Annotated in this window: 18 protein-coding genes and 2 tRNA genes; 3 read left to right on the forward strand and 17 right to left on the reverse strand. The window is 70.4% G+C overall.

Annotated elements, in window-relative coordinates; translation table 11 throughout:
* Window positions 1-443 precede the first annotated feature (443 nt).
* Window positions 444-845 carry a hypothetical protein gene (locus Pka01_RS15845; RefSeq protein WP_239115022.1) on the forward strand — a complete coding sequence of 134 codons (402 nt, stop codon included), beginning with the start codon at window positions 444-446 and terminating at the stop codon, window positions 843-845.
* A gap of 69 nt (window positions 846-914) precedes the next feature.
* Here the strand turns inward: Pka01_RS15845 and Pka01_RS15850 are convergent, their stop codons facing one another.
* Entirely contained in the window at window positions 915-2,510 is a 1,596-nt protein-coding gene (locus Pka01_RS15850) for an ABC transporter substrate-binding protein (RefSeq protein ID WP_203883525.1), read from the reverse strand.
* Window positions 2,511-2,694: 184 nt separating this feature from the next.
* Here Pka01_RS15850 and Pka01_RS15855 point away from each other — a divergent pair, with 184 nt between their 5' ends.
* Together Pka01_RS15855 and Pka01_RS15860 are read left to right on the forward strand one after the other, a co-directional pair.
* Entirely contained in the window at window positions 2,695-4,704 is a 2,010-nt protein-coding gene (locus Pka01_RS15855; protein WP_203883526.1) for a sensor histidine kinase, read from the forward strand.
* Complete coding sequence (locus Pka01_RS15860; RefSeq protein ID WP_203883527.1) at window positions 4,701-5,075, forward strand: DUF742 domain-containing protein; 375 nt, start codon at window positions 4,701-4,703, stop codon at window positions 5,073-5,075. The genes Pka01_RS15855 and Pka01_RS15860 overlap by 4 nt, the downstream gene beginning before the upstream one ends.
* A 91-nt stretch (window positions 5,076-5,166) precedes the next feature.
* On the opposite strand, the gene Pka01_RS15865 is transcribed toward Pka01_RS15860, so the two are convergent.
* The 16 genes from Pka01_RS15865 to Pka01_RS15940 form a co-directional block, all read right to left on the reverse strand.
* Window positions 5,167-6,885 (reverse strand): hydantoinase B/oxoprolinase family protein, encoded by a 1,719-nt coding sequence (locus Pka01_RS15865; RefSeq protein ID WP_203883528.1) that lies wholly within the window; start codon window positions 6,883-6,885, stop codon window positions 5,167-5,169.
* Complete coding sequence (locus Pka01_RS15870; RefSeq protein WP_203883529.1) at window positions 6,882-8,885, reverse strand: hydantoinase/oxoprolinase family protein; 2,004 nt, start codon at window positions 8,883-8,885, stop codon at window positions 6,882-6,884. Before Pka01_RS15870 ends, Pka01_RS15865 begins: the two co-directional genes overlap by 4 nt.
* 43 nt (window positions 8,886-8,928) lie before the next feature.
* Window positions 8,929-10,347: a PucR family transcriptional regulator gene (locus Pka01_RS15875; RefSeq protein ID WP_203883530.1), complete on the reverse strand. Its 1,419-nt coding sequence runs from the start codon at window positions 10,345-10,347 to the stop codon at window positions 8,929-8,931.
* The gene (locus Pka01_RS15880; protein WP_203883531.1) at window positions 10,331-11,296 is read right to left on the reverse strand and encodes an ABC transporter ATP-binding protein; all 966 of its coding nucleotides are present in this window, start codon (window positions 11,294-11,296) and stop codon (window positions 10,331-10,333) included. The genes Pka01_RS15875 and Pka01_RS15880 overlap by 17 nt, the downstream gene beginning before the upstream one ends.
* A complete protein-coding gene (locus Pka01_RS15885; protein ID WP_203883532.1) occupies window positions 11,293-12,081 on the reverse strand; it encodes an ATP-binding cassette domain-containing protein in 789 nt (262 codons plus the stop codon). Before Pka01_RS15885 ends, Pka01_RS15880 begins: the two co-directional genes overlap by 4 nt.
* Complete coding sequence (locus tag Pka01_RS15890; protein ID WP_239115023.1) at window positions 12,078-12,956, reverse strand: ABC transporter permease; 879 nt, start codon at window positions 12,954-12,956, stop codon at window positions 12,078-12,080. The genes Pka01_RS15885 and Pka01_RS15890 overlap by 4 nt, the downstream gene beginning before the upstream one ends.
* Window positions 12,953-13,969, reverse strand: a complete 1,017-nt coding sequence (locus Pka01_RS15895; protein WP_203883533.1) for an ABC transporter permease — start codon at window positions 13,967-13,969, stop codon at window positions 12,953-12,955. The genes Pka01_RS15890 and Pka01_RS15895 overlap by 4 nt, the downstream gene beginning before the upstream one ends.
* 3 nt (window positions 13,970-13,972) lie before the next feature.
* On the reverse strand, window positions 13,973-15,589 hold the full coding sequence (locus tag Pka01_RS15900) for an ABC transporter substrate-binding protein (RefSeq protein WP_203883534.1): 1,617 nt from the start codon (window positions 15,587-15,589) through the stop codon (window positions 13,973-13,975).
* A gap of 29 nt (window positions 15,590-15,618) precedes the next feature.
* Entirely contained in the window at window positions 15,619-17,172 is a 1,554-nt protein-coding gene (locus tag Pka01_RS15905; RefSeq protein ID WP_203883535.1) for a hydantoinase/oxoprolinase N-terminal domain-containing protein, read from the reverse strand.
* Window positions 17,169-18,239 (reverse strand): S-methyl thiohydantoin desulfurase family protein, encoded by a 1,071-nt coding sequence (locus Pka01_RS15910; protein WP_239115024.1) that lies wholly within the window; start codon window positions 18,237-18,239, stop codon window positions 17,169-17,171. The genes Pka01_RS15905 and Pka01_RS15910 overlap by 4 nt, the downstream gene beginning before the upstream one ends.
* A gap of 150 nt (window positions 18,240-18,389) precedes the next feature.
* Window positions 18,390-18,463, reverse strand: a tRNA-Met gene (locus tag Pka01_RS15915).
* A gap of 157 nt (window positions 18,464-18,620) precedes the next feature.
* Window positions 18,621-18,694: transfer RNA gene (locus Pka01_RS15920), tRNA-Met, on the reverse strand.
* A 49-nt stretch (window positions 18,695-18,743) separates the two neighbouring features.
* The gene (locus Pka01_RS15925; protein ID WP_239115025.1) at window positions 18,744-21,659 is read right to left on the reverse strand and encodes a UPF0182 family membrane protein; all 2,916 of its coding nucleotides are present in this window, start codon (window positions 21,657-21,659) and stop codon (window positions 18,744-18,746) included.
* A gap of 129 nt (window positions 21,660-21,788) precedes the next feature.
* The gene (locus Pka01_RS15930; protein WP_203883537.1) at window positions 21,789-22,835 is read right to left on the reverse strand and encodes a YlbL family protein; all 1,047 of its coding nucleotides are present in this window, start codon (window positions 22,833-22,835) and stop codon (window positions 21,789-21,791) included.
* A 28-nt stretch (window positions 22,836-22,863) separates the two neighbouring features.
* Window positions 22,864-23,289: a molybdenum cofactor biosynthesis protein MoaE gene (locus tag Pka01_RS15935; protein ID WP_203883538.1), complete on the reverse strand. Its 426-nt coding sequence runs from the start codon at window positions 23,287-23,289 to the stop codon at window positions 22,864-22,866.
* A gap of 328 nt (window positions 23,290-23,617) precedes the next feature.
* Window positions 23,618-24,688 (reverse strand): NAD-dependent epimerase/dehydratase family protein, encoded by a 1,071-nt coding sequence (locus Pka01_RS15940; RefSeq protein ID WP_239115026.1) that lies wholly within the window; start codon window positions 24,686-24,688, stop codon window positions 23,618-23,620.
* Between the last annotated feature and the right edge of the window lie 15 nt (window positions 24,689-24,703).

Raw genomic sequence — 24,703 nt, forward strand, 5'->3', positions numbered from 1 at the left:
TTGAGACCACCTTGATCCGAAAGGAGCGGACCCATCCGCCTTGGGAGGCTGTCCTCGGAGTTGCCCACATCGGCCGCAGTCGCCCTCCGTGACCGGCGGACACGCGTAGCGGGGCTCGCACACTCCCCTCAGGACGGCTCCGGGAAGCCCATGAAAAGAGGCGGGCGTTAAGGGACAACCGGATCGTTCGTTCAAGCATCTAAGTAGCGCGACGGTGAGCACGCCGGCGACGCGAGACGGATCGGGGAGAGGGACGGTATGAGGGGCGAGGTGTCCACAGCAGCGGGTTCGCTCGGGAGGGCCACGACCCGAAGCGAAGTCCCGGCGCCCGCGCAACCGGATGTCAAGTCGCCCGCAATCGCCTCGCGCTACGAAGAGGATGCGGGAGTCTTCACTCGGCGGCAGCCAAGCCGCCTCTGCTCCCGCCGGTGGAGGTGGCCATCATGACGCGGTCGGAGTTCGACGACATTCGCGCACACATCGCGGCCGAGGACCCCCGTTCGGGGGGTCTGCTCGACATCGCCAGGGAACTGCTCGACGACCTCGAGCAGGCGCGCATGCGTGAGTCGCTTCTGCGCACCTACTACTTAGGGTTGCTGACCGCCGCCCGCGCGACCGTCGCCGCGGACATGGCCGGAGACGCGTCGCCGATGACGTTCCTGGAGCACGAGCTCGGCAAGCACGGGCAGCTGCCGTCCGGCGAGCAGATCGAGCGCATCCTCTCGGATGCGCGGACCGCCCAGGCTCTCCTGGCGTGCATCGGTGAGCCGGCCGCACCCCGGCGCTCCGCTCCGGTTCGCCTCGGTGGTCGCTGCGTGGGCGTCACGCGCAAGCTCCGGGGCTGAGCGGCCGTACGGTCGACAAGGGGGCATGACGGGGCCGGACCGGCCCCGTCGGCAGGGGGAGAGACCGGGTCATCCGCCAGGGATGAGGTCGTGCACGAACACCACGTTGGGATACGCCGGGTTGTCGGTGTACCCCTGGACGTTGCCGAGATACGCGCGCTGGTAGTTCGACACCCACGGCACCGCGACGACCGCGTTCTGGTCGATGAGCGTCCGCTGGAGTTCGAAGTACGCCTTCTCCGCGGCGGAACGATCCGTGGCCACCAGTGACGGCAGCTTGTCGATCTGGTTGTCCAGAGCCTTGCTCTTCAGGTAGGTGAGGTTGAACGACACCGGCTCGCCGCTGTGGAAGACGTTGAGGAACCACGAGTACGCGTCGGCGTAGTCGGGCCACCAGTACATGACGAAGATGTCCTGGCGCTTGGTGAGGTCCTTCGACTTGCCCTGGTCCCACTGCGGGTTCCACTGCATCGCCAAGGCGTTCACGTGGACGTTGAGCTGCGCTAGCGTCTGGGTGAGCTGCTCGACGAGCACCTGTTCGTCGTCGTCGCCCTGTGCGTAGGTCAGCGTCAGCTCGAGTTGCTTGCCGCCGGGGCCGTACCCCGCCTGCTGGAGCAGTGTGGTCGCGCCGGGGATGTCCTGCTTCGGGGCGATCTTGCTGGAGTGGCCGAGCAGACCCTCGGGCACCAGCCCGTTCGCCGTGGCTCCGGCCCCCTTGAGCGCGGTGATGAGGCCGTCGTAGTCGATCGCCTTCTGCACCGCCTGCCGAAGCCGTACGTCCTTGAGCGGGCCTGACGCGGAGTTGAAGAGCACGAGCATGTTCTGGAACGAGGGGACCTGCAGGGTGCGCACACCGGCGGTCGTCTCGGCCTTGCGGTACAGGGTCGGGTTGAGCCGCTGCACGAAGCTCACCTCACCGCGCAGCAACTGCTGCCACGCCGTGTTCAGGTTGGGCGTGACGACGAACTCGATGTTCTTGTAGTGCGCGCCGTCCCAGCCGCCCCAGTATCCGTCGAAGGCGCGCAGCGTGAGTTCGCTGCGCGCGCCCTTCTTCCAGGTCGCGACCGTGTACGGCCCGGAGCCCGCGTCCCTGCCCTGCTGGAACCACTTCGTGAGGTCCCCCGAGCCGGCGGCCGCGGTGTCGTAGATGTAGGCGGAGTAGTCCGCCGAGGCGATCAGGTCGAGCGGGGCCGGGTACTTGAGGGTGAACTCGACCGTGAGCGGGTCCTTGACCGTGATGTTCTGGACGCAGTCCCAGATGTAGGCCGCGCCACCCGCGAGCCGTTTGGTCCGCTCGATGGACGCCTTCACCGAGGTGGCGTCCAGCGGCTTGCCGCTGTGGAACTTCACGCCGTCGCGCAGCGTGAACGTCCAGGTCTTACCGTCCGACGACGACGTCCACTTGGTCGCGAGACGCGCTCCGGCTCGCTTGGTCACCGGGTTGTAGACCGTCAGCGAGTCGTAGACGTTCTGCAGCGCGATGACCTCGTTGGAGTACGAGGTCGCGGGGTCCCAGTCGGTGATGACGTCCAGGTTGGACACGTAAACGAATTTCGAGTCCTTGGGACTGGTGGTGGTTCCGGCGGTGGTCTCGGCCACCGTTCCCCCACCGCAGCCGGTCAGGGCCAGGAAGGCCACGAGACCCAGGATGAGCAGACGGCGCATGCGGCGTGAGGTCCTTTCCACCATGAGCTACCATGATCGAAACTACCGCATGATCACGATTACCAACGATATTTCCTGACATCTCATCGCAGAACTCTCATTTGAAACATAGCGCTGATAACCTCTCTCCCTGTCTCACAAGAGATCAGCGGAAAGCTCATCATCCCCATCGGGACGAGGTGCCATGAGTCCCCGTAGGCGTGACCGGTCGATCAGGTTCAGGCTTATCGGCCTGCTCGTGGTGCCGCTCCTCTCTCTGGTGGCCCTGTGGGCCGTCACGGCCGGTGTCACCATCGGCGACAGCCTCCGGCTGCGGACGTACAACACCCTGTGGTCCACGCTCCGCCAGCCCGCAGACAAGCTGATCGTCGAACTCCAGCGGGAGCGTCTCGACTCCGCGCGCTACCTCGGGTCGGCGAACCACGCGGGCCGCTCCGACATGGAGGCGCAGCGACTGCGCACCAACGCCGCCCGCGACTCGGTCCGGCGGCTCGCGCTCTCGGACTCCTCGCGCTCCGCGACGACGCCGACCATGCGCGCCCAGGTGGACGAGATGCTGGGCGGCCTCGGCCAGCTGGACGAGATCCGGGCGGAGATCGACGAGGGTCTGTCCGACCGCCTGCGTGCGATCGAGACCTACAACCTCGTCTCCGACTCGATCTACCGGATGCACTACAGCCTGGCGCTGATCGACGACATCCCGATCTACCAGCAGTCCCGCGTGGTCATCTCGCTCGGGTACGCCAAGGAGCTGCTGACCCGCGAGCAGGCGATCGCCTCCGCGGCCTCGGCCTCCGGCACGATGACCGACGAGGAACGCAAGCTGTTCACCCAGCTCGTGGGCAACCGGCGCTTCCTCATCGACCAGGCCCTCCCCGAGCTGGACGAGGGCCTGCGGCAGATGAACGTCAACCTGATCACCACTCCGCTCTACCAGCGGCTCCGGCTGCAGGAAGAGAAGATCATCTCCGGTGGTGCGCTCACCGCCCGGACCGAACAGGTCTGGCAGACGACCTCCGACGACATCGCCGAGTCGTTCCAGCAGGCGCAGACGGACGCCGGTACCAAGCTGACCGAGCGTGCGGCGCCGATCGCCGACTCGATCCTCACCCGGGCCGTCATCGTGGGTGGCGTCGGACTGGTCGCGGTGCTCGCGTCGATCCTCATCTCGATGCGACTCGGCTCCCGCATCGCGCGTGAGCTGGCCACCCTGCGGCAGGCCGCGCTCGACCTCGCCAACGTACGGCTGCCGCGCGTGCTGGAGAAGCTCAAGAAGGGCGAGGACGTCGACATCGCCACCGAGGCTCCGCCGATGCCGGCCATCGGCGAGACCGCGGAGATCCAGGACGTCGGCCACGCCTTCTCGACCGTGCAGCAGACCGCCGTCGAGGCAGCGGTCGGGCAGGCGAAACTCCAGCGGGGCGTCGGGCAGGTCTTCCTCAACCTGGCCAGGCGCAGCCAGACGCTGCTGCACCGGCAGCGCACCCAGCTCGACGGCATGCAGCGCCGCACGACCGAGCCGGAGACCCTCGAGGACCTGTTCCGCCTCGACCACCTGACGACTCGCATGCGCCGTCACGCCGAAGGCCTGATCATCCTGTCGGGCTCGGTGCCGGGCCGCGCCTGGCGCAAGCCGGTCCCCCTGTACGACGTCGTACGCGGCGCGGCCGCCGAGGTCGAGGACTACGCGCGGGTGACCGTGTTCCCGATGGAGGAGCACCGGCTCGACGGCACGGCGGTCGCCGACACCATCCACCTCGTCGCCGAACTGATCGAGAACGCGACGATCTTCTCGCCGCCGCACACCTCGGTCTCGGTCCGCGGAGAGCTCGTGGGCAACGGCTTCGTGGTGGAGATCGAGGACCGCGGCCTGGGCATGACCCCCGAGCGGCTGGCCGAGCTCAACGAGCGCCTGGCCAGCCCGCCGGAGTTCGATCTCGCCGACACCGACAGGATGGGCCTGTTCGTGGTCTCCAGGCTCGCCGCCCGTCGCGAGATCTCGGTGACGCTCCGGCCCTCACCGTACGGAGGGACGACCGCGATCGTGCTCATCCCGACCGCGCTGATCGACTCTCCGAAGGATCCCGATCTGGCGCGCCTGGCGACCGACGAGGTCACGCCGGAGGACATCATTCTTGCCTCGCTGAGCCGGGGAACCCAAGACAGCCAGGAGCCCGGCGAGGAGAGGTCATGACCGAGCGCACCCACCACGACCAGTGGCTGGACGAGGAGGCGGGGCCGCTCGTTCCGGCGTACGCGCTGACGCGCGGGCGGGTTCTGCCCGCGAACAAGGCGATCGACCTGGTGGCCATCGTGACCGCCACGGGCGGGCCGACCCCGGTCAGCCTCGACCCGGAACAGTGGATGATCCTCAGCCTGTGCGCGCGGGCGACCCCCCTCGCGGACATCGCCGCGGCGATCGACCTTCCGCTGGGCGTCGTGCGCGTGCTGGTCGGCGACCTGCACGAGCAGGGGCTGGTCCAGGTGCGCCCGCCCGCGAGCGTGTCCCAGCTGCCGAGCGCGAGCATCCTGACCGAGGTGATCCACGGGCTTCGCGCCCTGTGACGCGTGCGGCCGCGCGGCCCGCTGGGTCCACGGCCTCCGACAAATGGAAGGGCCGGCGCCGTTTGAGGGCGCCGGCCCTTCCGTCGCTGAACTACAACGCGTGGGGGTAGTGCCGCCTCGCGTGTTCGGCGGTGATGTAGCCCTCCCGCAGATCGGCCCGGACGGCCTCGGGATCCCGCCCGGACGGCGGGCCGTACCCGCCGCCCGACCCGGTGCGCAGGTGCACGACCGCGTCCTTGGGCAGGAAGATCCGGGTCTTCAGGGAGAAGTCCTCCGCGCGCCCGTCGGGGTATTCGACGGTGAGCCGGTTGGGCCGTCCCGCGAGGCCGCCGGACAGACCCCACGGCTCCAGGGCCGTCCTGGCCAGACCGGCGGTCAGGTACTGGTCCTCGAGCACGCGGAAGGACAGGTCGAGCCCGAGCCCGCCCCGGTGGGTCCCGGGGCCGCCCGAGTCCTCCGCCAGGGCGAGGCGCTCGATCCGCCAGGGATTGCGGGCCTCCCAGATCTCGGCGGGGGTCAGGCGGGTGGCCGACTCGGAGATGTACATCAGCGCGCTGGCACCGTCCGCGGTCGGTGAGGCGCCCTGCCCGACCGGGTGCGGCGCCCCGTCGGCCCAGGGTTCGCCGGTCGCCTCCCTGTTCCCCCACCACACCAGGGCGTTGATGTCGCCGCCGCTCGCCGCCGGCACCGATCCGGGCACGGCGTCGGCAAGCGCGCGGATGATGAGCTCGATGGCGTGGTCGGACGGGATCCCGTACATGAAGCAGGGAGCCGGCCGTACGGGATGGAAGAGCGAGCCGCGCCTCGTGATCAGCTCGAGCGGCCGGAAGTGCCCCTCGTTGGGCTGCTCGTTGGAACCGCCGAGGAAGGCCACGGCGATCCGGACGGCCGCCACCGTCGAGGGGAGCGGGCAGTTGACCGGGCCCCCCACCTGGTCGGGGCAGTCGGTGAGGTCCACGGTCACCGACGAGCCGCTGATCGAGACCTGGACGCCGAAGCGGATCGGCAGGCCGTTCACCCCGTCGGAGTCGATCGTGCTCTCCGCCGTGTAGACGCCGTCGGGCAGCCGCTCGAACCAGCCGCGCACCAGCGTCTCGCCGTGCGCGTACATGCGGGCGACGCACCGGCGGAAGGTGTCCAGGCCGTAGCGGCGCACCAGCGCGACGAGCGCCTCGGCTCCCGTCCTGGCTCCGGCGACCATGGCGTTGATGTCGCCGATGACCATCTCCGGCATCCGGCTGTTGGCCAGGATCATCCGGTAGACGTCGCTGACCAGGCGCCCGGCGTCGTAGAGCTTGACGCCGGGGAAGATGGTCCCCTCCTGGTGCACGTCGACCGTGTCGGTGCAGTAGGGGTCCTTGCCGCCGATGTCCAGCCAGTGCGCCTTGATCACCGCGTAGCCGACGAGGACGTCGCCCTCGCCCGTGAAGACCGGCACGACCATCGCGGCGTCCTGTGGGTGCGAGCCGGTCCCGTAGGGGTCGTTGTACAGGATCACGTCGCCCGGGCACAGGGCTCCCGCCCCGCCGACGGCCTCGACCGCCTCCTGCACGCAGAAGCCCAGCGTGCCCATGAACGCGGGCAGAGTCGGCGCCTGGGCGAGCATGCACAGGTCGGCGTCGTAGAACGCGACGGCGAAGTCCAGCGCCTCGTAGATGATCGGCGAGAACGCCGTGCGGATCAGCGACTGCTTCATCTGATCGGCGGCGGCGTTGAGCCCCTGGCGGATGATCTCCGTCGTCACCGGGTCGGCTCCGTCGCCGAGCCCGGGGTTCGCCTCGGTGTAGCGGGTGCGGACGATGCTCGTCATCGGTCGCCGTCCTTCCGTGTGATCAGCAGACAGCCGCTGGGATGGGCCTCCGCGGTGAAGCCCGCGTCCACGTACGTCGTCGCGGTCGGCTCCACGACCAGGAGGGGCCCCTCCGCCGGCCCGGAGAATCCCTGTCTCGGCACGACCTGGGCGTCAGCCCAGGCGCGGCGGGCGAACGACCACAGCCGGATCGTCGCACCGGCCGCCGCGCCCGACGGCGGCGCGGGCACCAGCGGGCGCTCCCCGTCGAGCACGATCCTCGTGGTCGCCCTGACGGTGACCACCTCGAGCGGGTCGGGCAACTGGTGCCCGAACGTGCGGTGGTAGGCCGCGGAGAACCGGTCCGCGACGGCCGCGACGTCGTCCTCACCCAGGCGCAGGGGGATCGTCAGCGTGTGCTCCTGACCGCGGTGGCGCAGGTCCAGGTCGACCTCCCGTACGGCCCCAGCCGTCGAGAGCCGTCCGAACAGCGCGCCGGCCATCGCCTCGATCGCCGGGAGCGCCTCCTCGTCGAGGGGCCGGACCATCGTCCGGGCCGCCGACCGCACGATGTCGGCCTGGACGAGCCCGACGGCGGAGAAGTTGCCCGCGTTCGGCGGGATGACGACCGTGTCGACGTCGAGTTCGTTCGCGAGGAGGCAGCCGAACAGCGGGCCCGCGCCGCCGAAGGCGACGATGGCCGCGCCGCGCGGGTCGACGCCCCGTTCGACCGTCACGCCGCGCACCGCCTGGGCCATGTTGGCCGTGGCGATCCTGATGACGCCTTCGGCCACGACGTCGGCGCCGGCGATCCCGGTCGGCTCCGCCAGCGGCGCCAGCACCTCTGCGGCCTTCTCCGGGGACAGGGATATCCCACCGGAGATGTGGCCCGCGGGGATCATGCCGAGGTGCAGGGCGGCGTCGGTGACCGTCGGCTCCGTGCCGCCGCGCAGGTACGACGCGGGCCCGGGCACCGCACCCGCGCTGCGCGGGCCGACGCGGAGCAGGCCGCCCGCGTCGGCGACCGCGACGGAACCGCCGCCCGCGCCCACCGACCGGACGTCGACCCAGGGGCTCTGCAGCGGGAGCCCCATGACCTCGCCCTGGAACAGCAGGGGAAGTCTGCCGTCCTCGATCAGGGCCGTGTCGAAGCTGGTGCCGCCGACGTCGGCGGCGACGGCCGTGCGGAGACCGAGGGTCTGCGACAGCCGCGCCGTGGCGACGGCCCCGGCGACCGGTCCGGAAAGGATGGTCTCGAACGGCCGTGCCGCCGCCTCCGCGAGGGTGAGCGCGCCGCCGCCCGACCTGGTCACGAGCAGTTCGCCGGCGAATCCGCGCCCGCGCAGCTCACGCTCGAGATTGTGCAGGTAGGGGCCCATCCGATGGCGGACGAAGGCGTCCACGACCGTGGTGCAGGTCCGCTCGTACTCCCGGTACTCCCCCGACACGTCGTGCGACAGCGAGATGGGCCCGTCGAACCCGGCCTCGCGGAGCAGTTCGGCCGCCAGCACTTCGTGACCCGGGTTCGCGTAGGAGTTCATCAGGACGATCGCCACAGCGTCGACTCCCTCGGCCGCGAACAGCCGGGCCGCCTCCCGTACGCTTTCGGGGTCGAGCGCCCGGACCACCGTGCCGTCCGCGGCGACCCGCTCGGCGGCCTCGGCCCGCAGGCGTCGCGGGACGAGGGGCGGCGGCGGTGTCCAGAACAGGTCGTAGGGGTCGTCGCGGTCGCCGCGCCGGATCTCCAGCACGTCGCGGAACCCGGCCGTGGTGATCAGTCCGACGGTCGCGCCGCGGCGTTCGAGCAGCGCGTTCAGGCCGACGGTCGTTCCGTGGACGAAGTGGCCGCTGCGGGCCAGGAGTTCGGGAGGCACCGCCGCGTCCACCGCGGCCAGCACGCCGAGCTCGGGCGCCGCCGGGGTGGTGGGCTGCTTGGCCACCCTGATCTCGCCTGTCGCCGCGTCGTGAAGCACGAGGTCCGTGAAGGTTCCGCCGACGTCCACTCCGATGACCGTTGCCATGACTGGCAACGTAGGACCACCGTGAGATTGCGTCGATGTGGCCTCACAACGACGAGACGGCGTCCGTTGTGCCGGGGAGACATTCCCGGTCGAGAACGACGTGGCAGGCCACGTGCAGCGCGAAGCGGGTCTGCGGGTCCGACAGGTCGGCGCCGAGCGCCTCGCTGATGCGCCTGATCCGGTGGGCCACCGCGTTCGGGTGCAGATTGAGCAGTTCCGCGGCCCGGGTCCGCGACCCCCAGCTGTCCAGATACGCCTTGAGGGTGGGCACGGCGTGATCCGCGAGCACGCCGAGGCCGTCCAGGGGGGCCAGCATGTCCCGCGCGGCGACCAGTGCGCTGTCGCTGCCGCCCAGTTCGGCGAGGATCGCGTGGACCCCCAGCCGGTCGAACCTGGCCGCTTCGCCCGCGGCCGCCCTGGCGGCCGCCGCCCTCGCCTGCGACGCCGTACGGCGCAGCCCGTCCGGGCCGGGCTGGCAGGTGCCGATCCCCGCGGTCAGCCGCGGCCACGCGTCGGCCGGCAGATCTCCGGCGACCTGCTCATCCGTCGTCAGGAGGACGAGGATGCCGTCCTGCCAGCGGGTGACGAGCGGAGGGCCGGCGAGGTCCTCATTCCAGGAGGCCGTGGCCACCGCTCGGCGCACCTGCCGGGTCACGGCCTCGGCCGGCCCGGCGGGAGACGCGGGGTCACGCAGGAAGACCGCCACGTGCCAGCCTTCCACCGGCACGCCCTCGTGCCGTGCGCGGCGGGCCGCCGTCCGGACCTCCTTCACCCCGGCGCGCAGCAGGGCGAGCACCGCCTGTTCGCGTGCGCCCTCAGCGGCGCGCGCGGACGCGCGGACGCGGCCGAGGGTGGTGGCGACGACGCCCGCGACGATGGCGGCGGCGGGGTCCTCCCCGTCCCAGCACACATAGCCGTCGGGGCGGCCGTCGACCCGGATCACGGCGGAGTTGGCGGACGGTCCTGCGACCTCCGTCACGCCGTACTCGACGCCTATGGCGCCGGACGCCGCCCGGAGGATGTCGTCCTCCCCGGCCCCCTCGATGGCGCCGAGCCCTTCGATCGCGTCACGGGTGCGTCGCAGCAGAAGAGTGGGGTCGGCTCGCAGCACCGCGCTGAGCCCGAGGACGGTCTCAGAGAGCGGCTGGTCGGAGGCGCCCGTCAGCAGCGCGACTCCGGCCCTGCGCGCCGCGCCGACGATGTCCGGCGAGGTTCCCGACGGGCCGGGCACCACGATCGCGGCCAGTTCCCTCCGGCCGGCGACGGCCAGCGCCTCGAGGACGCCCGCGCCGTGCATGGCGTGACGGGACAGGATGGCGAGCGCGCCCCGCGCGGCCGCCTCCAGTTCGCGCATCTCGTCGGCCAGGATGACGCTCTCGACCGCCCGGGCGTCCCAGGGGCCCGCGACGAGCGTCAGGCGCCGGCCCGCGGGCGTCCGAAGCAGGTCACTTACGTGGTGCATGGGGGACCTCACCTTCGCGGGCCAGCACGTCCTCGGCGCGATGACATGCCACCATACGCCCCTGTACGTCCCGGAACTGCGGTGCCTCCTTCCCACACACGTCGACGGCGAACGGGCACCGCAGCCGGAACGGGCAGCCGGACTCGGCCGGCGTCGCCTCGGTCCTACCGGCTGGGCGGGGCGGCTCTCCGCCCAGCCTCGGGACGGCGTCGCGCAACGCCAGGGTGTACGGATGGGCGGGACGGGTGAGCAGGTCCGTCGTCGGCCCCGACTCCACCACCCGGCCGGCGAACAACACGTGCGACGTACGGCAGAGCCGGTCGACGACGCCGAGGTTGTGCGTGATGAGCAGGTACCCGAGGCCGTGCTCGGCCGCGAGCCGCTCGAGCAGGTCGAGGATCCTCGCCTGGACGGTCACGTCGAGCGCGCTCGTCGGCTCGTCCAGCACGAGCAGGCGGGGCTCCACGGCCAGGGCGCGGGCGATCGCGACCCGCTGCCGCTGGCCACCCGACATCTGGTGGGGCCTGCGCCCGGTCAGGGCCGGATCGAGGCCGACGTCGGTCAGGAGTTCGGCCACCCTCGAGCGGCGGTCGGCCTTCGCCATCCTGTGGTGCGTCGTCAGCGCCTCGCCGATCGACGCCTCCACGGTCATCCTCGGGTCGAGCGCCTCGCTGCCGTCCTGGAAGACGGGCTGCACGTCACTGCGGAACCTGGCCCGCTCCTTGCGGTCGAGCGAGGTCAGGTCGCGAGAGCCGTACGTGATCGTGCCGGAGCGAGGACGCAGCAGGCCCAGCAGGGCGCGGGCGAGCGTGGTCTTGCCCGAGCCGCTCTCGCCGATGAGGCCGATTCCGCCCTCGCCGACCGACAGGCTGACGTCGTGGACGACGGCCGTGTGCCCGTAGGCCAGGGTGACCGCCTCCGCGCCCAGCACGGCGGGCCGCTCGCTCATGTCTCCTCCTCGCCCGGCCGCTCACCGGGGTCACCGGGGAGCCGGGGAACCGCCGCGATCAGCTCGCGTGTGTAGGCGTCACTCGGCCGGCTGAAGACGGCGTCGGCGTGGCCGCTCTCCACCACGGCTCCCTCCTTCATGACCACGACGCGGTCGGCGATCGTGGAGACGAGGGCCAGGTCGTGGGAGACGAGCAGCACGGCGAGGCCGCGCTCGTCACGCAGCCGCCGCAGCACGGCGACGACCTCCGCCTGCACGGTCACGTCGAGCGCGCTCGTCGGCTCGTCGGCCAGGACGACCTCGGCGCCGAGGGCGAGTGCCAGCGCGATGGCGAACCGCTGCGCCTGCCCTCCGGACACCTGGTGCGGATAGCGCCGGAGAATGAGGGGGTCGAGCAGCACCGCGGCGACCGCCTCCTCCGCCCGGCGTCGCGCCTCGCCGCCCTTGACCCCGTGCCGGGCGAGCGCGCGGCGCATCAGCGTGCCGAGCCGCATCGTGGGGTTGAGCGCGGCCTGCGGGCTCTGCATGACGAGCGCGGCCCGCGAACCGCGGATCCGCAGGAGGTCGGCGGGTGCGGCCGTGAGCACGTCGACGTCTCCGACACGGATCTCACCGGAGACGGCCGCGCCCTCGACCAGGCCGAGCGTGGCGAGCAGCGTCGTCGTCTTGCCCGACCCGCTCTCGCCGACGATGGCCACGCACTCTCCTGCGGCCACGTCGAGTTCGGGTACGGACGCGATCACCCGGTCGCCGATCCTGACGGCGAGGTTCCTGATCCTGATCATCGCGCCAGCCTCGCCCTCAGTCCCTCGCCGAGCACGTTGAAGGCGAAGGCGGTGATGAGGATGGCCACGCCCGGGCAGGTGACCACCCACCAGTCGGTGGTGAACAGGGACTGGCCCTGCTGGACCATGAGCCCCCATTCGGAGGTCGGCTCGTGGGCGCCCAGGCCCAGATAGGAAAGGGCGGCCGCGGTGAGGATGACGCCACCGCCGTCGAGGGACAACTGCACGAGGACCGGCGTCAGGGAGTTCGGCAGGACGTGCCGGAAGACGATGACCGGCGCAGGGACCCCCAGGCAGCGGGCGGAGTCGACGAACCCGCGGGTGGCCACCGAGGCCGCCACCGAGGCGGTGAGCCTGGCGTACCACGGCCACCAGGTGACGGAGATGGCCACGATCACCGTGGTGACGCTGGGCTGGAGCACCACGGCCAGGGCGAGCGAGAGCAGCAGCGCGGGGAACGCGAGGAAGATGTCGGTGATCCGCATGATCACGTCGCGCACCCAGCCTCCGGCGTATCCCGCCACGACGCCGAGGACGACCCCGACGACGCCGGAGATCACCAGCACCGCCACCGCGATCAGCAGCGAGGTCCGCGCGCCGTACAGGACCCGGCTGAGCACGTCGCGGCCGACCTGGTCGGTCCCGAACCAGTGCGCTCCGCTCGGCGGCAGTAGCGCCTCCAGCGGATGCGTGGCCGAGCCGCCGTCCTCCGGGTACGGCGCGATCAGCGGGGCCAGCAGCGCGGCGAGCACGATGATCGCGAGCAGCACCGCGCCCACGGTGGCCAGCCGGTCCATGCCCGCAAGGCCGCGCAGTGCCGTACGGCGAAGCCGTGGCTGGAGCGTGGGAGCCCCGGCCGGGCCTGAGATGGTCATCGCGACCTCACCCTCGGGTCGATCACGCCCTGGACCAGGTCCACGGCCAGGTTGGCGACGACGTACAGGATCGCGACGAGCAGGGTGACCCCGGCGATCGCCGGGGTGTCCAGCGACCGGATGGAGTCGGCGGCGTAGCGGCCGAGCCCCGGCCAGTTGAACACGGCCTCGACGAGGAAGCCGTTCACGATCGAGTACGCGAAGACGAGGGCGATGAGCGACAACACCGGGTTGAGCGCCGGGCGTAGGGCGAAGCGGGTGAGCACCGAGGTCTCGCCGAAGCCGAGGGCGCGTTCCAGCCGGGCGTGGTCGCGGGACGACTCCTCGATCAGGGCGGCACGGGTCATCTGGGCGATGACGCCGGCCGGGTAGGCGGCGATCACCAGAGCGGGCAGCACGAGGTGTGCGAGGGTGCTGCCCAGGATCGGCCAGTTGCCGGTGAACAGGGCGTCCACGGCGGTGATGTTCGTGTAGACGTGCAGCGGGCTCGTCTGGTCGAGGTTCGCGTCGTACTCCCCCGCGACCGGGAACCAGCCCAGGCCGCTGGCGAAGAGGGTCTGCAGAGCGAGGGCGAGCCAGAACACCGGCACGGAGACGGCCAGCATCGAGGAGACCCGAATCGACAGATCCGGAAATTTCCCCTTGTAGCGGGCGGCCGCGACCCCCAGCGGAATTCCCACGACGATCGCCACGACCAGCGCGGCGCCGACCAGCTCCAGGGACGCGGGGAACGCCTGGAACAGGTCGTCGCGGACCGGCCGGCGAGTGTGGAGGCTCGTGCCCCAGTCCCCCCCGAGCAGGTCACGCACGTAGTTCCAGAGCTGGACCGGCAGCGAGTCGTCCAGCCCGAACCGAGCGCGCGCCGCGGCGAGCTCCGCCGGCGACGCCCTCGGCCCCGCGTACGCCACGGCCGGGTCCCCGGGAACCAGCCGCATGATGACGAACGTGAGGATGACCACGCCGGCCACGACCAGGATGGCCTGGCCGAGCCGGCGGGTCAGATAACGGAGCATGCCTCAGGCACCGGGCTTGAGGTCGTAGACGAACACCACGTTCGGGTAGGCGGGGTTGTCCGCATACCCCTGGACCGACTTGGCGAAGGCCCGCTGGTAGTTCTGGACGTACGGCACCGCCACCGCGGCCTGCTCGCCGATGATCTTCGACTGGAGGTCGGCGTACGCCTTCTCGGCCCCCGGCTTGTCGATCGCGGTGAGCTCCGGCAGCGAGTCGATCTCCTTGTCGATCGCGTCGTTCTTCATGTAGGAGAGGTTGAACGAGATGGGGTCCGCGCTGCGGAAGACGTTCACGAACCACGAGTAGGCGTCGGCGTAGTCCGGGTACCAGTACATGACGAAGATGTCCTGGCGCTTCGCCGTGTCCTTCGACTTGCCCTGGTCCCACTGCGTGGTCCACTGCAGCGGCTTGGCCGTCAGCTTGACGTTGAGCTTGTCGAGGGCCGACGTCAGCAGCGTGACGAGCACCTCCTGGTCGCTGTCGCCCTGGGCGTAGGTCAGGGTGAGGTCGAGCGGCTTGCCGCCCGGCCCGTAACCGGCCTCCTTGAGCAGCGCCTCGGCGCCCGGAAGGTCCTGCTTGGGCGCCTGGCCCGGCGTGAAGCCGAGCAGACCGTCCGGCACCAGGCCGCTGGCCTGCACCCCGGCGCCCTTCAGCGCGGCGACCAGACCGTCGTAGTCGATGGACTTCTGGATCGCCTGCCGGAGCCTGACGTCCTTGAGCGGGCCGCTCTCGGTGTTGAACAGCGCCAGCAGGTTCTGGAACGAGGGCGTCTGCGAGGTCTGCACGTTGGCGGTGCCGCTCGCCTGCTGGAACAGCTGGGAGTTGAGGCGCTGGACGAAGCTGACCTCACCCCGCTGCAACAGCTGCCACGCGGTCGTGAGCTCGGGGGTGACCCGGAAGGCGATCTTGGAGTAGTGCTGGCCGCTCCAGCCGCCCCAGTAGCCGTCGAACTTCTTCAGCGTGAGCTCGGTCTCCTGGCCCTTCTGCCAGGAGTCGATCGTGTACGGCCCCGAGCCGGCGTCGTGTCCCTCGTTGAACCACTTGCCCAGGTCGCCCGTGGCGGCGGTGGTGTCGTAGATGTAGGACGCGTATCCGGCGGAGGCGACCAGGTCGAGCGCCGTCGGGTACTTCAGCTTGATCACCAGCGTGGTGGCGTCCTTGGCCTCGATCGTGTCGACCGCGCCCCAGATGTAGGCGGCGCCCTGGCCGACCTTGATGGTGCGCTCGATGGAGGCCTTGGCCGCCGCGGCGTCGAGCGGCTTGCCGGTGTGGAACTGCACGCCCGGCCGGAGCGTGAAGGTCCACTCCTTGCCGTCCGGCGAGCTGGTCCAGGACGTCGCGAGCCGGGGCTCCGCCTTCTTGGTCTGCGGGTTGTACCTCGTCAGCGACTCGTAGACGTTCTCCATCGCGATGATCTCGTTGGAGTACGAGCTCGCGGGGTCCCAGTCCGTGACCACGTCGAGGTTGGGGACATATGTGAAAGTGGCGTCAGCCGCGCTCTGAGACGTGCCCGCCTGCGGGGAGTCTTCGGCGCCGCGGACCTTGCCACCACCACACGCGGAGGTGAGGGCCACGACGGCCACGGCTCCCGCCGCGAGCAGACGCTTGTGCCAGCGCATTTGTGGGGGTTCCTTTCGTTTCCACCGGCCTACCGGCTGAGAGGGCCGGCAGCCTTTACCTGCAGGCGCACAGCCGGCTCCGGCAGGTAGCTGAGGGGGATCTCGCTGAGCTCCACGATCTGGACCGACGCCGGATCGGCCCCGGCGGCGACGGCTCTCGCGGCCGCCTCCTCCTTGGCCTTCTCGATCAAGGCGGCACGGGCGGCTCCGCCGTTTCCGGTCGGCACGATCGTTTCGAGCCGGCCGCTCGCGAGCGCGATCGCCGCGCCGACCGCGTTGGCGACCTCCGCGTGGCGCGGCCGGATCACCTCGCTCGCCCCAGGAATGTGCTCCGCCAGCAGCAACGCTCCGCCGCCCACCGCGATGAGCGGCCGGTCGGCCTTCCCCAGCGCCACCCGGTCGACCGCGTCCGCGACGAGCTCGTCGGCCCGCGCCACGGCCTCGGCCAGCCGGTCGCGCCACCGGTCAGGAACGCCGTGGGTGCCGACGACCCCTCTGCCGACGGCCACCGCGGCGTCGGTCATCGTCGGGGTCGGCCCGCCGAACACCAGGGCCTCCTGCCCGATCCGGTAGCCGACCGACCGCGGCTCGGCGCCGACCATAGTGCCCCCGCCGAGGGCGATCGACAGGATGTCGGGCATCCGGAAGTTGGTCGTGACGCCGCCGATCTCCACGGCCGCGGCGGACTCCCGCGGGAACCCGCCGACCAGGACGCCGAGGTCCGTCGAGGTGCCGCCGACGTCGGCGACGATCGCGTCCTCCACTCCGGACAGGTAGGCCGCGCCCCGCAGGGAGTTGGCCGGCCCCGAACCGATGGTCAGCACGGGATAACGGGCGGCGTAGTCGACGGCCATCAGCGTGCCGTCGTTCTGGGCGAAGAAGGTCTCCACCTTCAGCCCGCGCGACTCCAGCGCGTCCTGAAGGGCGGTGGTCACGTCACGCGCGACGCCGTACAGGGCGGCGTTGAGCACCGTGGCGTTCTCCCGCTCGAGCAGCCCGAGCGAGCCGATCTCGTGGCTCAGGCTGACCGCGACGTCACCGAGCTCGGCGCGGATGATCTCGGCGACCAGGTTCTCCTGGTCCGCGCTGCCCGGGCTGAAGACCCCCGCGACGGCGATGGCGTCGGCCCCGCTCCCCACCTCGGCGAGGAACCGCTTGACCGCGTCCGTGTCGAGCGGCGCGATCGGCCGCCCGTCGACGAAGTGCCCGCCGCGCACGATCGCCGTGCCCGCCGCCACCACGTCCTTGAGATCCGCGGGCCAGTCGCTCAGCGGAGGCACGGACGTCGTCGCGGGCGCGCCCAGCCGCAACACGGCGACCCGCCCGAGCGCACGGCGCTCCAGGATGGCGTTGGTCGCGTGGGTCGTCCCCAGCATGACGCGGGTCACCAGTGAGGGGTCGTCGAGCTCGCCGAGGACGGCGTCCAGCGCGGCGCGCAGACCCTCGGTCACGTCGGGGCTGGTGGGCCGCTTGGCGGTGGCCACGACGGCGTCGGTCTCGTCGAGCACCACGGCGTCGGTGTTGGTGCCGCCGACGTCGATCCCGACGCGGAGGCGAGTGCGCTGGTCAGGTCGCTCGCTCATGGCGCGATCTTTTCGACGGGGAGGTAGTCGAGGTCGTAGCCGAAGGCTCGCGGACCGGCCGTCTCCAGGCCCTTGGGCGTGCGCCACAGCGGGTCACAGGGCCACGCGAGCACGGTCACCCGCTGACCATAGCGGAGGCCCTCCGTCTGGATGGCGGTGGCCGCCTGAGTATCCACAACTGTGATCAAATCGGGCACCATCGCTCTCACCCGGCCGTCTTCGACGGCCACCAGATTCTCGTTCTGGATCTCCAGGCCGAGCGTCCTTCCGCGGTCGTCTCCGGTTCCCTCGATCGTCACCGTGCCCCGCGCGAACCCGCCGGTGGTCCGCCGGTCCAGATCGGCGATCTTGCCCGTGATGAGCCGTACGGCGCCGAGTTCGTCCTGCAGGGCGGCCAGCGGGTCCTGCGCGCCCTCGGTGGCCTTGCCGATGGCGATGGCCCGGCTCACGGTCCCCTCGATCACCGCGCCCTGGCACTCGGCCGCCGTGATGACGTAGTCGGCCATCAGCGCGCTGGAGCCGGACGCCACGGCGACGGCCCGGGCGATCTGCTCCGACCACAGGCCGTCGACCGGGCGGATCGTCACGACGTTGCCGACGACGTCAGACATGATCACGAGGTTGGCCGGCAATCCGGCCACGTACATGGACACCATCTGGACCTCGGGGAACGCGCGTCCCATCGCGTCGGCGTCCAGCAGCGGCAGGCCGAGCCTGGCCGCCCACGCCACCGGGGCCACTCCGTTCCCGCCGCCGATCTCCGATGACATCACGGCCGCCGGAGGCCGTCCGAAGATCCGCTCGACCTCGTCGCGGATCCGCACCGGCTCGTCCTCGGCGTGGATCATCTCGTGGCTCACGGTCGGCGCGCCGATGCCGGAGAGCGGGAGGACCAGGGCGTCGTCGGGGAGTTCCGCGAGCCGGACGAGCGGGACCTCGCCGTACTCGAGGATGGCCCGGCGTGCGGCCAGCCCCCCTGCGCGGACGTCGCCGCCGCCCCCCGTCCCGAGCACTGCGCAACCGCGGGCCAGGGCGGGCACGTCGTCAATTGATATGCGGGCCTGCATGGCGGGAGCCTTCACCACTCACCGGCCCGAACTCAATGTCACGCTTCGACACCACTCCGACATACGTTGTCGTATCACGACAAAAGGCATATCGACCAGCGGAAACGCAGAAGGCCCGGACTCTGAAGAGTCCGGGCCTTCTGATCTTTGTAGCGGGGACAGGATTTGAACCTGCGACCTCTGGGTTATGAGCCCAGCGAGCTACCGAGCTGCTCCACCCCGCGTCGGTATGCCTTAACCATAGCGCTCCCATGGAAGAGCGGCAAATCAAGAAGGGCTCCGCTGGAATCGACGGTCCTCAGGACGAGGGAGTCGGCGAAAGTGGTGTGACATGACGAAGGCCCCCGAACCCAACCCGGTTCGGGGGCCTTCTGATCTTTGTAGCGGGGACAGGATTTGAACCTGCGACCTCTGGGTTATGAGCCCAGCGAGCTACCGAGCTGCTCCACCCCGCGTCGGTAAGCCAAGATTATCCGGCGCGGGATGAAGTGGCAAATCAGCGGCTCATCCGCTCGGCGAGGCACTCGGGCTCGCCGGGGGCGGCGTGGACGCCGTGGCGGCGGGCGTGGGCGTGGGCGTCGGCGTAGCGGTCGGCGTGCCCTCCTGGCCCTGCAGCCTGTTGAGCTGGTCCAGGGCCTGCTTCAGCTGCTCCTGCGCCGCCCCGTACTTGGTCCAGTCCGGCGGGTTGGCCGACAGCGCGCTCTGGGCGTCCTGATAGGCCTTCTGGGCCTGCTCGATGACGGCCGCCAGCGAGTCCACGTTCGTCTGCGGCGTCTCCGCGGGCGGACTCTCCGGGTTGGTCGCCTCACCGGTGCCGAAGACCTGGTTCAGGGCCTCCTTCAACGTGTCGGCCGACCCCACCTTGTCCCCGAACATCACCAGCACTCGCCGGAGGATCGGATAGGGCTCCTGCCCCGCTCCCGCGGCCGTCTGGACGTAGACCGGCTCGACGTACACCAGTCCCCCGGCGAACGGCAGCGTGAGCAGGTTGCCGTACAGGATCTGGGCCTTGCCCAGTCCAAGGACGTTGAGCTCACCCGAGAACCGGTTGGTGAAGGTGTTCTGCACCTGCCCGGGTCCGGCGATGGTGGTGTTGGCCGGCATCCGCAGGATCTGCAGCTCTCCGTAGCCGCTGCCCGGCGTCGCGTTCACCGCCATGAAGGCCGCCAGGTTCGGGCCCTGGCGGGGCACGAACGTGGTGGTCAGCGAGAACGACGACTGCGCGTCGGGCATCTTGACCGACAGGTAGTACGGAGGCTGCTTGATGTTCTTCTCGCCGGACGACGGGTCGTCGGGGACGTTCCAGAAGTCCTGGCCGCTGTAGAAGGCCTTCGCGTCGGTGATGTGGTAGCGGGACAGGACGTCACGCTGCACCTTGAACAGGTCCTCCGGGTAGCGCAGGTGCTCCTTGAGCTGCGGGCTCATCTCGGACTGCGGCCGGATGATCCCCGGGAACGCCTTCTCCCAGGACTTCAGGACCGGGTCCTGCGCGTCCCACTCGTACAGCTTCACGGTGCCGTCGTACGCGTCGACCGTGGCCTTCACCGAGTTGCGGATGTAGTTGATCTGGTCACGCGGCTGCGGCGCGATCGCCCGCGGGTCCGTCGCGGTGTCCCTGATCAGGTCGGAGAAGCTCTTGCTCTCCGAGTACGGGAACTCGTTCGCCGTCGTGTAGGCGTCGATGATCCACACGATCCGGCCGTCGACCACCGCCGGGTACGGGTCGGAGTCGAGGTTGAGGAACGGGGCGACCTTCGCGACGCGCTGGGCCGGGTCGCGGTCGTAGAGGATCCGGGACTGCGAGTTGACGTCGCCCGACAACAGCAGGTTCTTCTCGCCGTACTTCACGGCGTAGAGCAGGCGATTGAAGAACGAGCCGACGGGCACGCCGCCGCTGCCGGTGTAGGTGTTGTTCGACTGGCCGGTGCCGCCGCTCGCCGGGTAGTCCAGCTCCTGCTTGGCGCCGTCGGCCGAGCCGCCCACGATCACGTAGTCGGAGCCGCCCTCGCCGAAGTAGATACGGGGCTCCTTGAGCCCGGTGTCCGTGACGAGCGGCCCGGCGACCGGCATGTCCTTGGCGTCGAAGTCCGGCAGGCCCTCGGTGTCGACCTCGTTGCCGGGCGCGGCGACGAACCCGTAGCCGTGGGTGTAGACCAGGTGCCGGTTGATCCAGTTGTCCTGCTCCGGCGGGGGTCCGGTGAGCTCACGGACCGCCACGACGTGGTCGCGGACGGTTCCGTCCGCGCCCTTGTAACGGTCGACGTCGAGCGGGTCGGCGAAGTCGTAGAAGCCGCGGATCCGCTGCTTCTGCTGGAAGGTCTTGGCCACCAGCGCGGGGTCGAGGAGCCGGACGCCCGACACGGTCTCGTCGGTGGCCGCCTGCCCCTCCTCCGGCGTGCCCTGCGCCTGGTAGGGAATGGTCTTGGTCTTGTCCACCCCGTACGCCAGGCGGGTCTCGTCGATGTTCCGCTTGATGTACGGCTCTTCCTTGCCCTGCTGGTTGGGCTTGACCTGGAACTGCTCGACCAGGGCCGGGTAGACGGTGCCGATGAGGATCGCCGACAACACGAGGAGGCCGAACGCGACGCCCGGCCACATCCCGCCGGGGCGGATCACACCGAGGAAGAAGATCAGGGCGCAGATCAGCGCGATGCCCGCGAGGATGCCCTTCGCGGGGAGCACGGCGTTGACGTCGGTGTAGGAGGCTCCGTAGACGAAACCGCGGTCGGAGAAGACCAGCTGATAGCGGTCAAGCCAGTACGCCAGGGCCTTGAGCAGGACGAAGACGCCGAGCAGCACAGACAGATGGGCGCGGGCGGCCCGCGAGGCGCTCACCCCGCCGGGCGACTGGATGCGGAACCCGCCGTAGAGGTAGTGCACGATCGCCGCGAGCACGATCGACAGGACTACGGCCGTGAACAGGAAGTTCAGCACCATCCGCAGGAACGGGAGGTCGAACATGAAGAACGACACGTCCACCTTGAACTGCGGGTCCTTGTGGCCGAACGGCGTGGCGTTCATGAACAGCAGCCACGTCTTCCACTGGCCCGCGATCGACGAGCCGGTGAACAGGGCGAGCACGCCCATGCCGATCAGGAAGACCAGGCGCCGGTGCGGGTCGACCGCCAGGCGGTACCGGTCGGCTCCCTGCGGCGTCCCGAACATGCCGGGCCCGAACATCGGGCGCATGCGGTGGGCGAGCAGCATGTTGCCGCCCACGATGCCCACCATCAGCGCGGCGCCGACGACGAACAGCAGTATCTGGGTGAGCAACATCGTCGAGAAGACCGACGAGAAGTCCACCGAGTCGAACCACAGGAAGTCCGTGTAGATCCCGTCGAAGATCAGAAGTAACACCACGAGGGCCACGAGGGCGATCGTGACGGGAATGAGAAGTCTCGGCCGTCGGGGCAAGCGCATCGCCCGTCCGGCTCCGGGGCTCCGGAAGCTCAACGCCATCCCCTTGTCTCAGAGCAACGGTCCGTGCCTGGAAACCTACACCGCGAAATCGACGGGTGTGTGATCCAGAATGCGGGGGTGTTCCCCAGGCTAGCCCGCGGTGCAGGCGGGTACGTCGCCGGAACCCGTGCGGAGCGTGTCCAGCGCCTTGATCGCACCGGAAAGAGTGTCGACCCTGACGAGCCGAAGGCCCTTCGGAGCGGCCTTGACGGCGTCCGCGCAGTTCTCCGCTGGCGTGAGGAAGACCGTGGCGCCGGCGGACCTGGCGCCGACCATCTTCTGCTCGATCCCGCCGATCGGCCCGACGTTCCCCGCGGGGTCGATCGTCCCGGTGCCGGCCACCGACTTGCCTCCGGTGATCGGGCCGGGGGTCAGCTTGTCGTAGATGCCCAGGGAGAACATGAGCCCCGCGCTCGGGCCCCCCACGTCGCCCACGCTGATGTCGACCTTGAACGGGAACGTGTACGACGTCTGCATCCGCACGCCCACCACGGTCCTGCCGTCGTCGGCCTTGCCCGCGGTGACCGTGACGTCTGTCGAGGTCCCCCCACGCCGTACGGTGAACCTGACCGGGTCCCCGGCCTTGTGCTTCTGCACGGCGGTCGCCACCGCGTCGAGGGCGGTGACCTGCGTGCCGTCGACGGCCGTGATCACGTCGCCCGGCTTGAGTTTCCCGTCGGCGGGCGCGCCCTTGTCGGTCTGCGCCACGGTGATGGACTCCTGAATCGGGACCTTCAGGGCGTTGAGCGCCGCCGCGGTCGCCGACTCCTGGGAGTCGGTCATCTCCTGGGTGTTCTCCTGCTCGACCTGCTCCAGCGACGAGGTCCTGGGGAAGATCGCCTCTTCTGGCACCACGGCGATCGACGGGTTGGCCCAGCCGCGAAGCGCGGTGAGAAGGTCGAGCCGGTTGTCCGGACCCCCCTGGTAGGCGACGGTGACCAGGCTGAGCTTGCCGTCAGTGGGGTAGGTCTCGTGGCCGTCGATGGTGATCACCGGTTTGCCGTTGACGTCCCCGATCGTGTTCTCCGTCGGTCCGGGGCTCAGCGCGACGTACGGCACGGGCAGCATGGCGCCGAACAGTGCGAGCGCGACCGTCAGGAACCCTGCCACCATCAGGGCCAAAGCGCGTCGGGACATGGACGAACTCTATGCGTTCGCCGGGACGCTAATCACAGGCGCCGACCCACTCGGCGTCTCCGTCGGTGAACTCCTGGTGCTTCCAGATCGGGACCTCCTGCTTGAGATCGTCGATCAGGCGGCGGGACGCCTCGAAGGCCTCCCCCCGGTGGGGGCAGGCGACCGCGACGATCACCGCGATGTCGCCCAGTTCGAGGTCTCCCACGCGGTGCACCGCGGCCAGAGCCGTGACGGGGTAGTCGGCGGCCACCTTCTCCGCCACCCGCCGGAGCACGTCGGCCGCCGACGGATGGGCGGAGTAGGACAGCAGCCGCACCGGCCTGCCGTGATCCTGCTCCCGCACCGTCCCGACGAACAGCGCCGTCCCTCCCGCCGCGTGATCGCCGACGGCGCCCAGCACCTCGTCGACGGACAGCGGGGTGTCACGAATCCCCAGCAACCGGATGACGTCCACCCCAAAAGGTTAGTACGCCCGGGCCTCCCGAGCCGATAACGACCAAGCCCCAGCCGTCACGCGAGCGGCGCGGCCCTCCCGAAACCACGAAGCCCAGCCGTCACGCGAGCGGCGCGGCCCAGTCTGGACAGGCCGGGCGCGGACCTCAGCCGTCACGCGAGGGGCGCGGCCCAGTCTGGACAGGTCGGGCGCGGACCTCAGCCGTCACGCGAGGGGCGCGGCCGGGATCTGGACTGAGGAACGCCCGCAGCGAGGAACGAGCGAGGACGTGACGAGGGAAGACCCGGCCTCTAGGCGCCCCGAGCCCGCCTCGCCGGAGGCGAGGCAATCAAACACGCCGCTTTCTGCGGGCGGCGCGGACGATCGCGGCGGTGCCGATGACGGCCACGGTGGCGCCGGCGGCGGTGATCGTGGCGTCCTTGCCGGACAGGCGCCGGCCCACGACGGCGTGCCTTCCCTCTCGCAGTTCGAGCAGTTCCTGAAGAGCCGCCTCGTTCGTCCAGGCCGGTTTCCAGCCGGCCTCGCGGAGCGCGGCGGCGTCGACCACCCAGGGGTAGACGACGTAGTGCAGGTCGGTGGCGGGGGCCGGTGTGATCCCCAGCCGGTGCAGTCGCTGCGCGGTGCCGAAGGTCAGCCCGGCGGGCAGTTCCAGGCGGCGCAGCCCGGAGATCTCCTCCACCTGGTCGGTCTCGAGCCAGCCGTCGGAGCCGACGGCGACCACACCGCTCACGTGGCCGAGAGCGGCCGCCTCCAGGGCGGACACCAGGTCGTCGGCGTGGCAGAACTGCCAGCGGGGCAGGGAGCCCTTGACCGTCAGCAGCCGTGGGGCCTCGAAGTGCCGGGTGATGACGGTGTCGACGCCCTGCCCGACGAGCGCCGCGGGCCGGAGGACGGTCACCTCCAGGCCGGGATGGGACCGGGACGAGCGCCGGACGAGCGACTCGATCTCCAGGAAGTCGCCGACGAGCCCGGTGTCGGGTTCGGCCGCGACGGGACCGTCCTCGGGCAGCGGCACCTCGTTGTCGGCGGCCGCGCCGTACACCATGGCGCTGGTGACCAGCACCACCCGGCGCACCCGGGCCGCCGCGCAGGCGGTGAGCACGGTCTGGGCGGCCCTGACGTTGTAGCGGCGGCGCTCGGCGGGATCGGAGTCCAGCGACATGTCCGAGCCCAGATGGACCAGGACGTCCACGTCCGAGATGCGGTTCGCCAAGAGCGGATCCCGGATGTCGAGGACCCGCCAGGTGACGTCGGCGACGTCGCCGCGGTGTTCGTCGATGGCCACGACGCGGCGGAAATCCGCAGACGAGGCCACTTTTGCGAGGAACGCCCTGCCTATACCGGAGGCGCCGCCGGTGACGGCGACGACGGGCGGACGGAGGCGTTTCGAGGTAGGCACGAGGTCCTCACTTTG

This window comes from Planotetraspora kaengkrachanensis (genome assembly GCF_016862895.1).
Lineage (GTDB): Bacteria > Actinomycetota > Actinomycetes > Streptosporangiales > Streptosporangiaceae > Planotetraspora > Planotetraspora kaengkrachanensis.

Bases quoted from the DNA above. Each gene is read 5' to 3' on its own strand.
- Pka01_RS15885 (WP_203883532.1), bottom strand. From the start codon at position 12,081: ATGATCAGGATCAGGAACCTCGCCGTCAGGATCGGCGACCGGGTGATC.
- Pka01_RS15890 (WP_239115023.1), bottom strand. From the start codon at position 12,956: ATGACCATCTCAGGCCCGGCCGGGGCTCCCACGCTCCAGCCACGGCTT.
- Pka01_RS15845 (WP_239115022.1), top strand. From the start codon at position 444: ATGACGCGGTCGGAGTTCGACGACATTCGCGCACACATCGCGGCCGAG.
- Pka01_RS15875 (WP_203883530.1), bottom strand. From the start codon at position 10,347: ATGCACCACGTAAGTGACCTGCTTCGGACGCCCGCGGGCCGGCGCCTG.
- Pka01_RS15905 (WP_203883535.1), bottom strand. From the start codon at position 17,172: ATGAGCGAGCGACCTGACCAGCGCACTCGCCTCCGCGTCGGGATCGAC.
- Pka01_RS15870 (WP_203883529.1), bottom strand. From the start codon at position 8,885: ATGGCAACGGTCATCGGAGTGGACGTCGGCGGAACCTTCACGGACCTC.
- Pka01_RS15930 (WP_203883537.1), bottom strand. From the start codon at position 22,835: ATGTCCCGACGCGCTTTGGCCCTGATGGTGGCAGGGTTCCTGACGGTC.
- Pka01_RS15850 (WP_203883525.1), bottom strand. From the start codon at position 2,510: ATGCGCCGTCTGCTCATCCTGGGTCTCGTGGCCTTCCTGGCCCTGACC.
- Pka01_RS15855 (WP_203883526.1), top strand. From the start codon at position 2,695: ATGAGTCCCCGTAGGCGTGACCGGTCGATCAGGTTCAGGCTTATCGGC.
- Pka01_RS15880 (WP_203883531.1), bottom strand. From the start codon at position 11,296: ATGAGCGAGCGGCCCGCCGTGCTGGGCGCGGAGGCGGTCACCCTGGCC.
- Pka01_RS15910 (WP_239115024.1), bottom strand. From the start codon at position 18,239: ATGCAGGCCCGCATATCAATTGACGACGTGCCCGCCCTGGCCCGCGGT.
- Pka01_RS15900 (WP_203883534.1), bottom strand. From the start codon at position 15,589: ATGCGCTGGCACAAGCGTCTGCTCGCGGCGGGAGCCGTGGCCGTCGTG.
- Pka01_RS15860 (WP_203883527.1), top strand. From the start codon at position 4,701: ATGACCGAGCGCACCCACCACGACCAGTGGCTGGACGAGGAGGCGGGG.
- Pka01_RS15865 (WP_203883528.1), bottom strand. From the start codon at position 6,885: ATGACGAGCATCGTCCGCACCCGCTACACCGAGGCGAACCCCGGGCTC.
- Pka01_RS15895 (WP_203883533.1), bottom strand. From the start codon at position 13,969: ATGCTCCGTTATCTGACCCGCCGGCTCGGCCAGGCCATCCTGGTCGTG.
- Pka01_RS15925 (WP_239115025.1), bottom strand. From the start codon at position 21,659: ATGCGCTTGCCCCGACGGCCGAGACTTCTCATTCCCGTCACGATCGCC.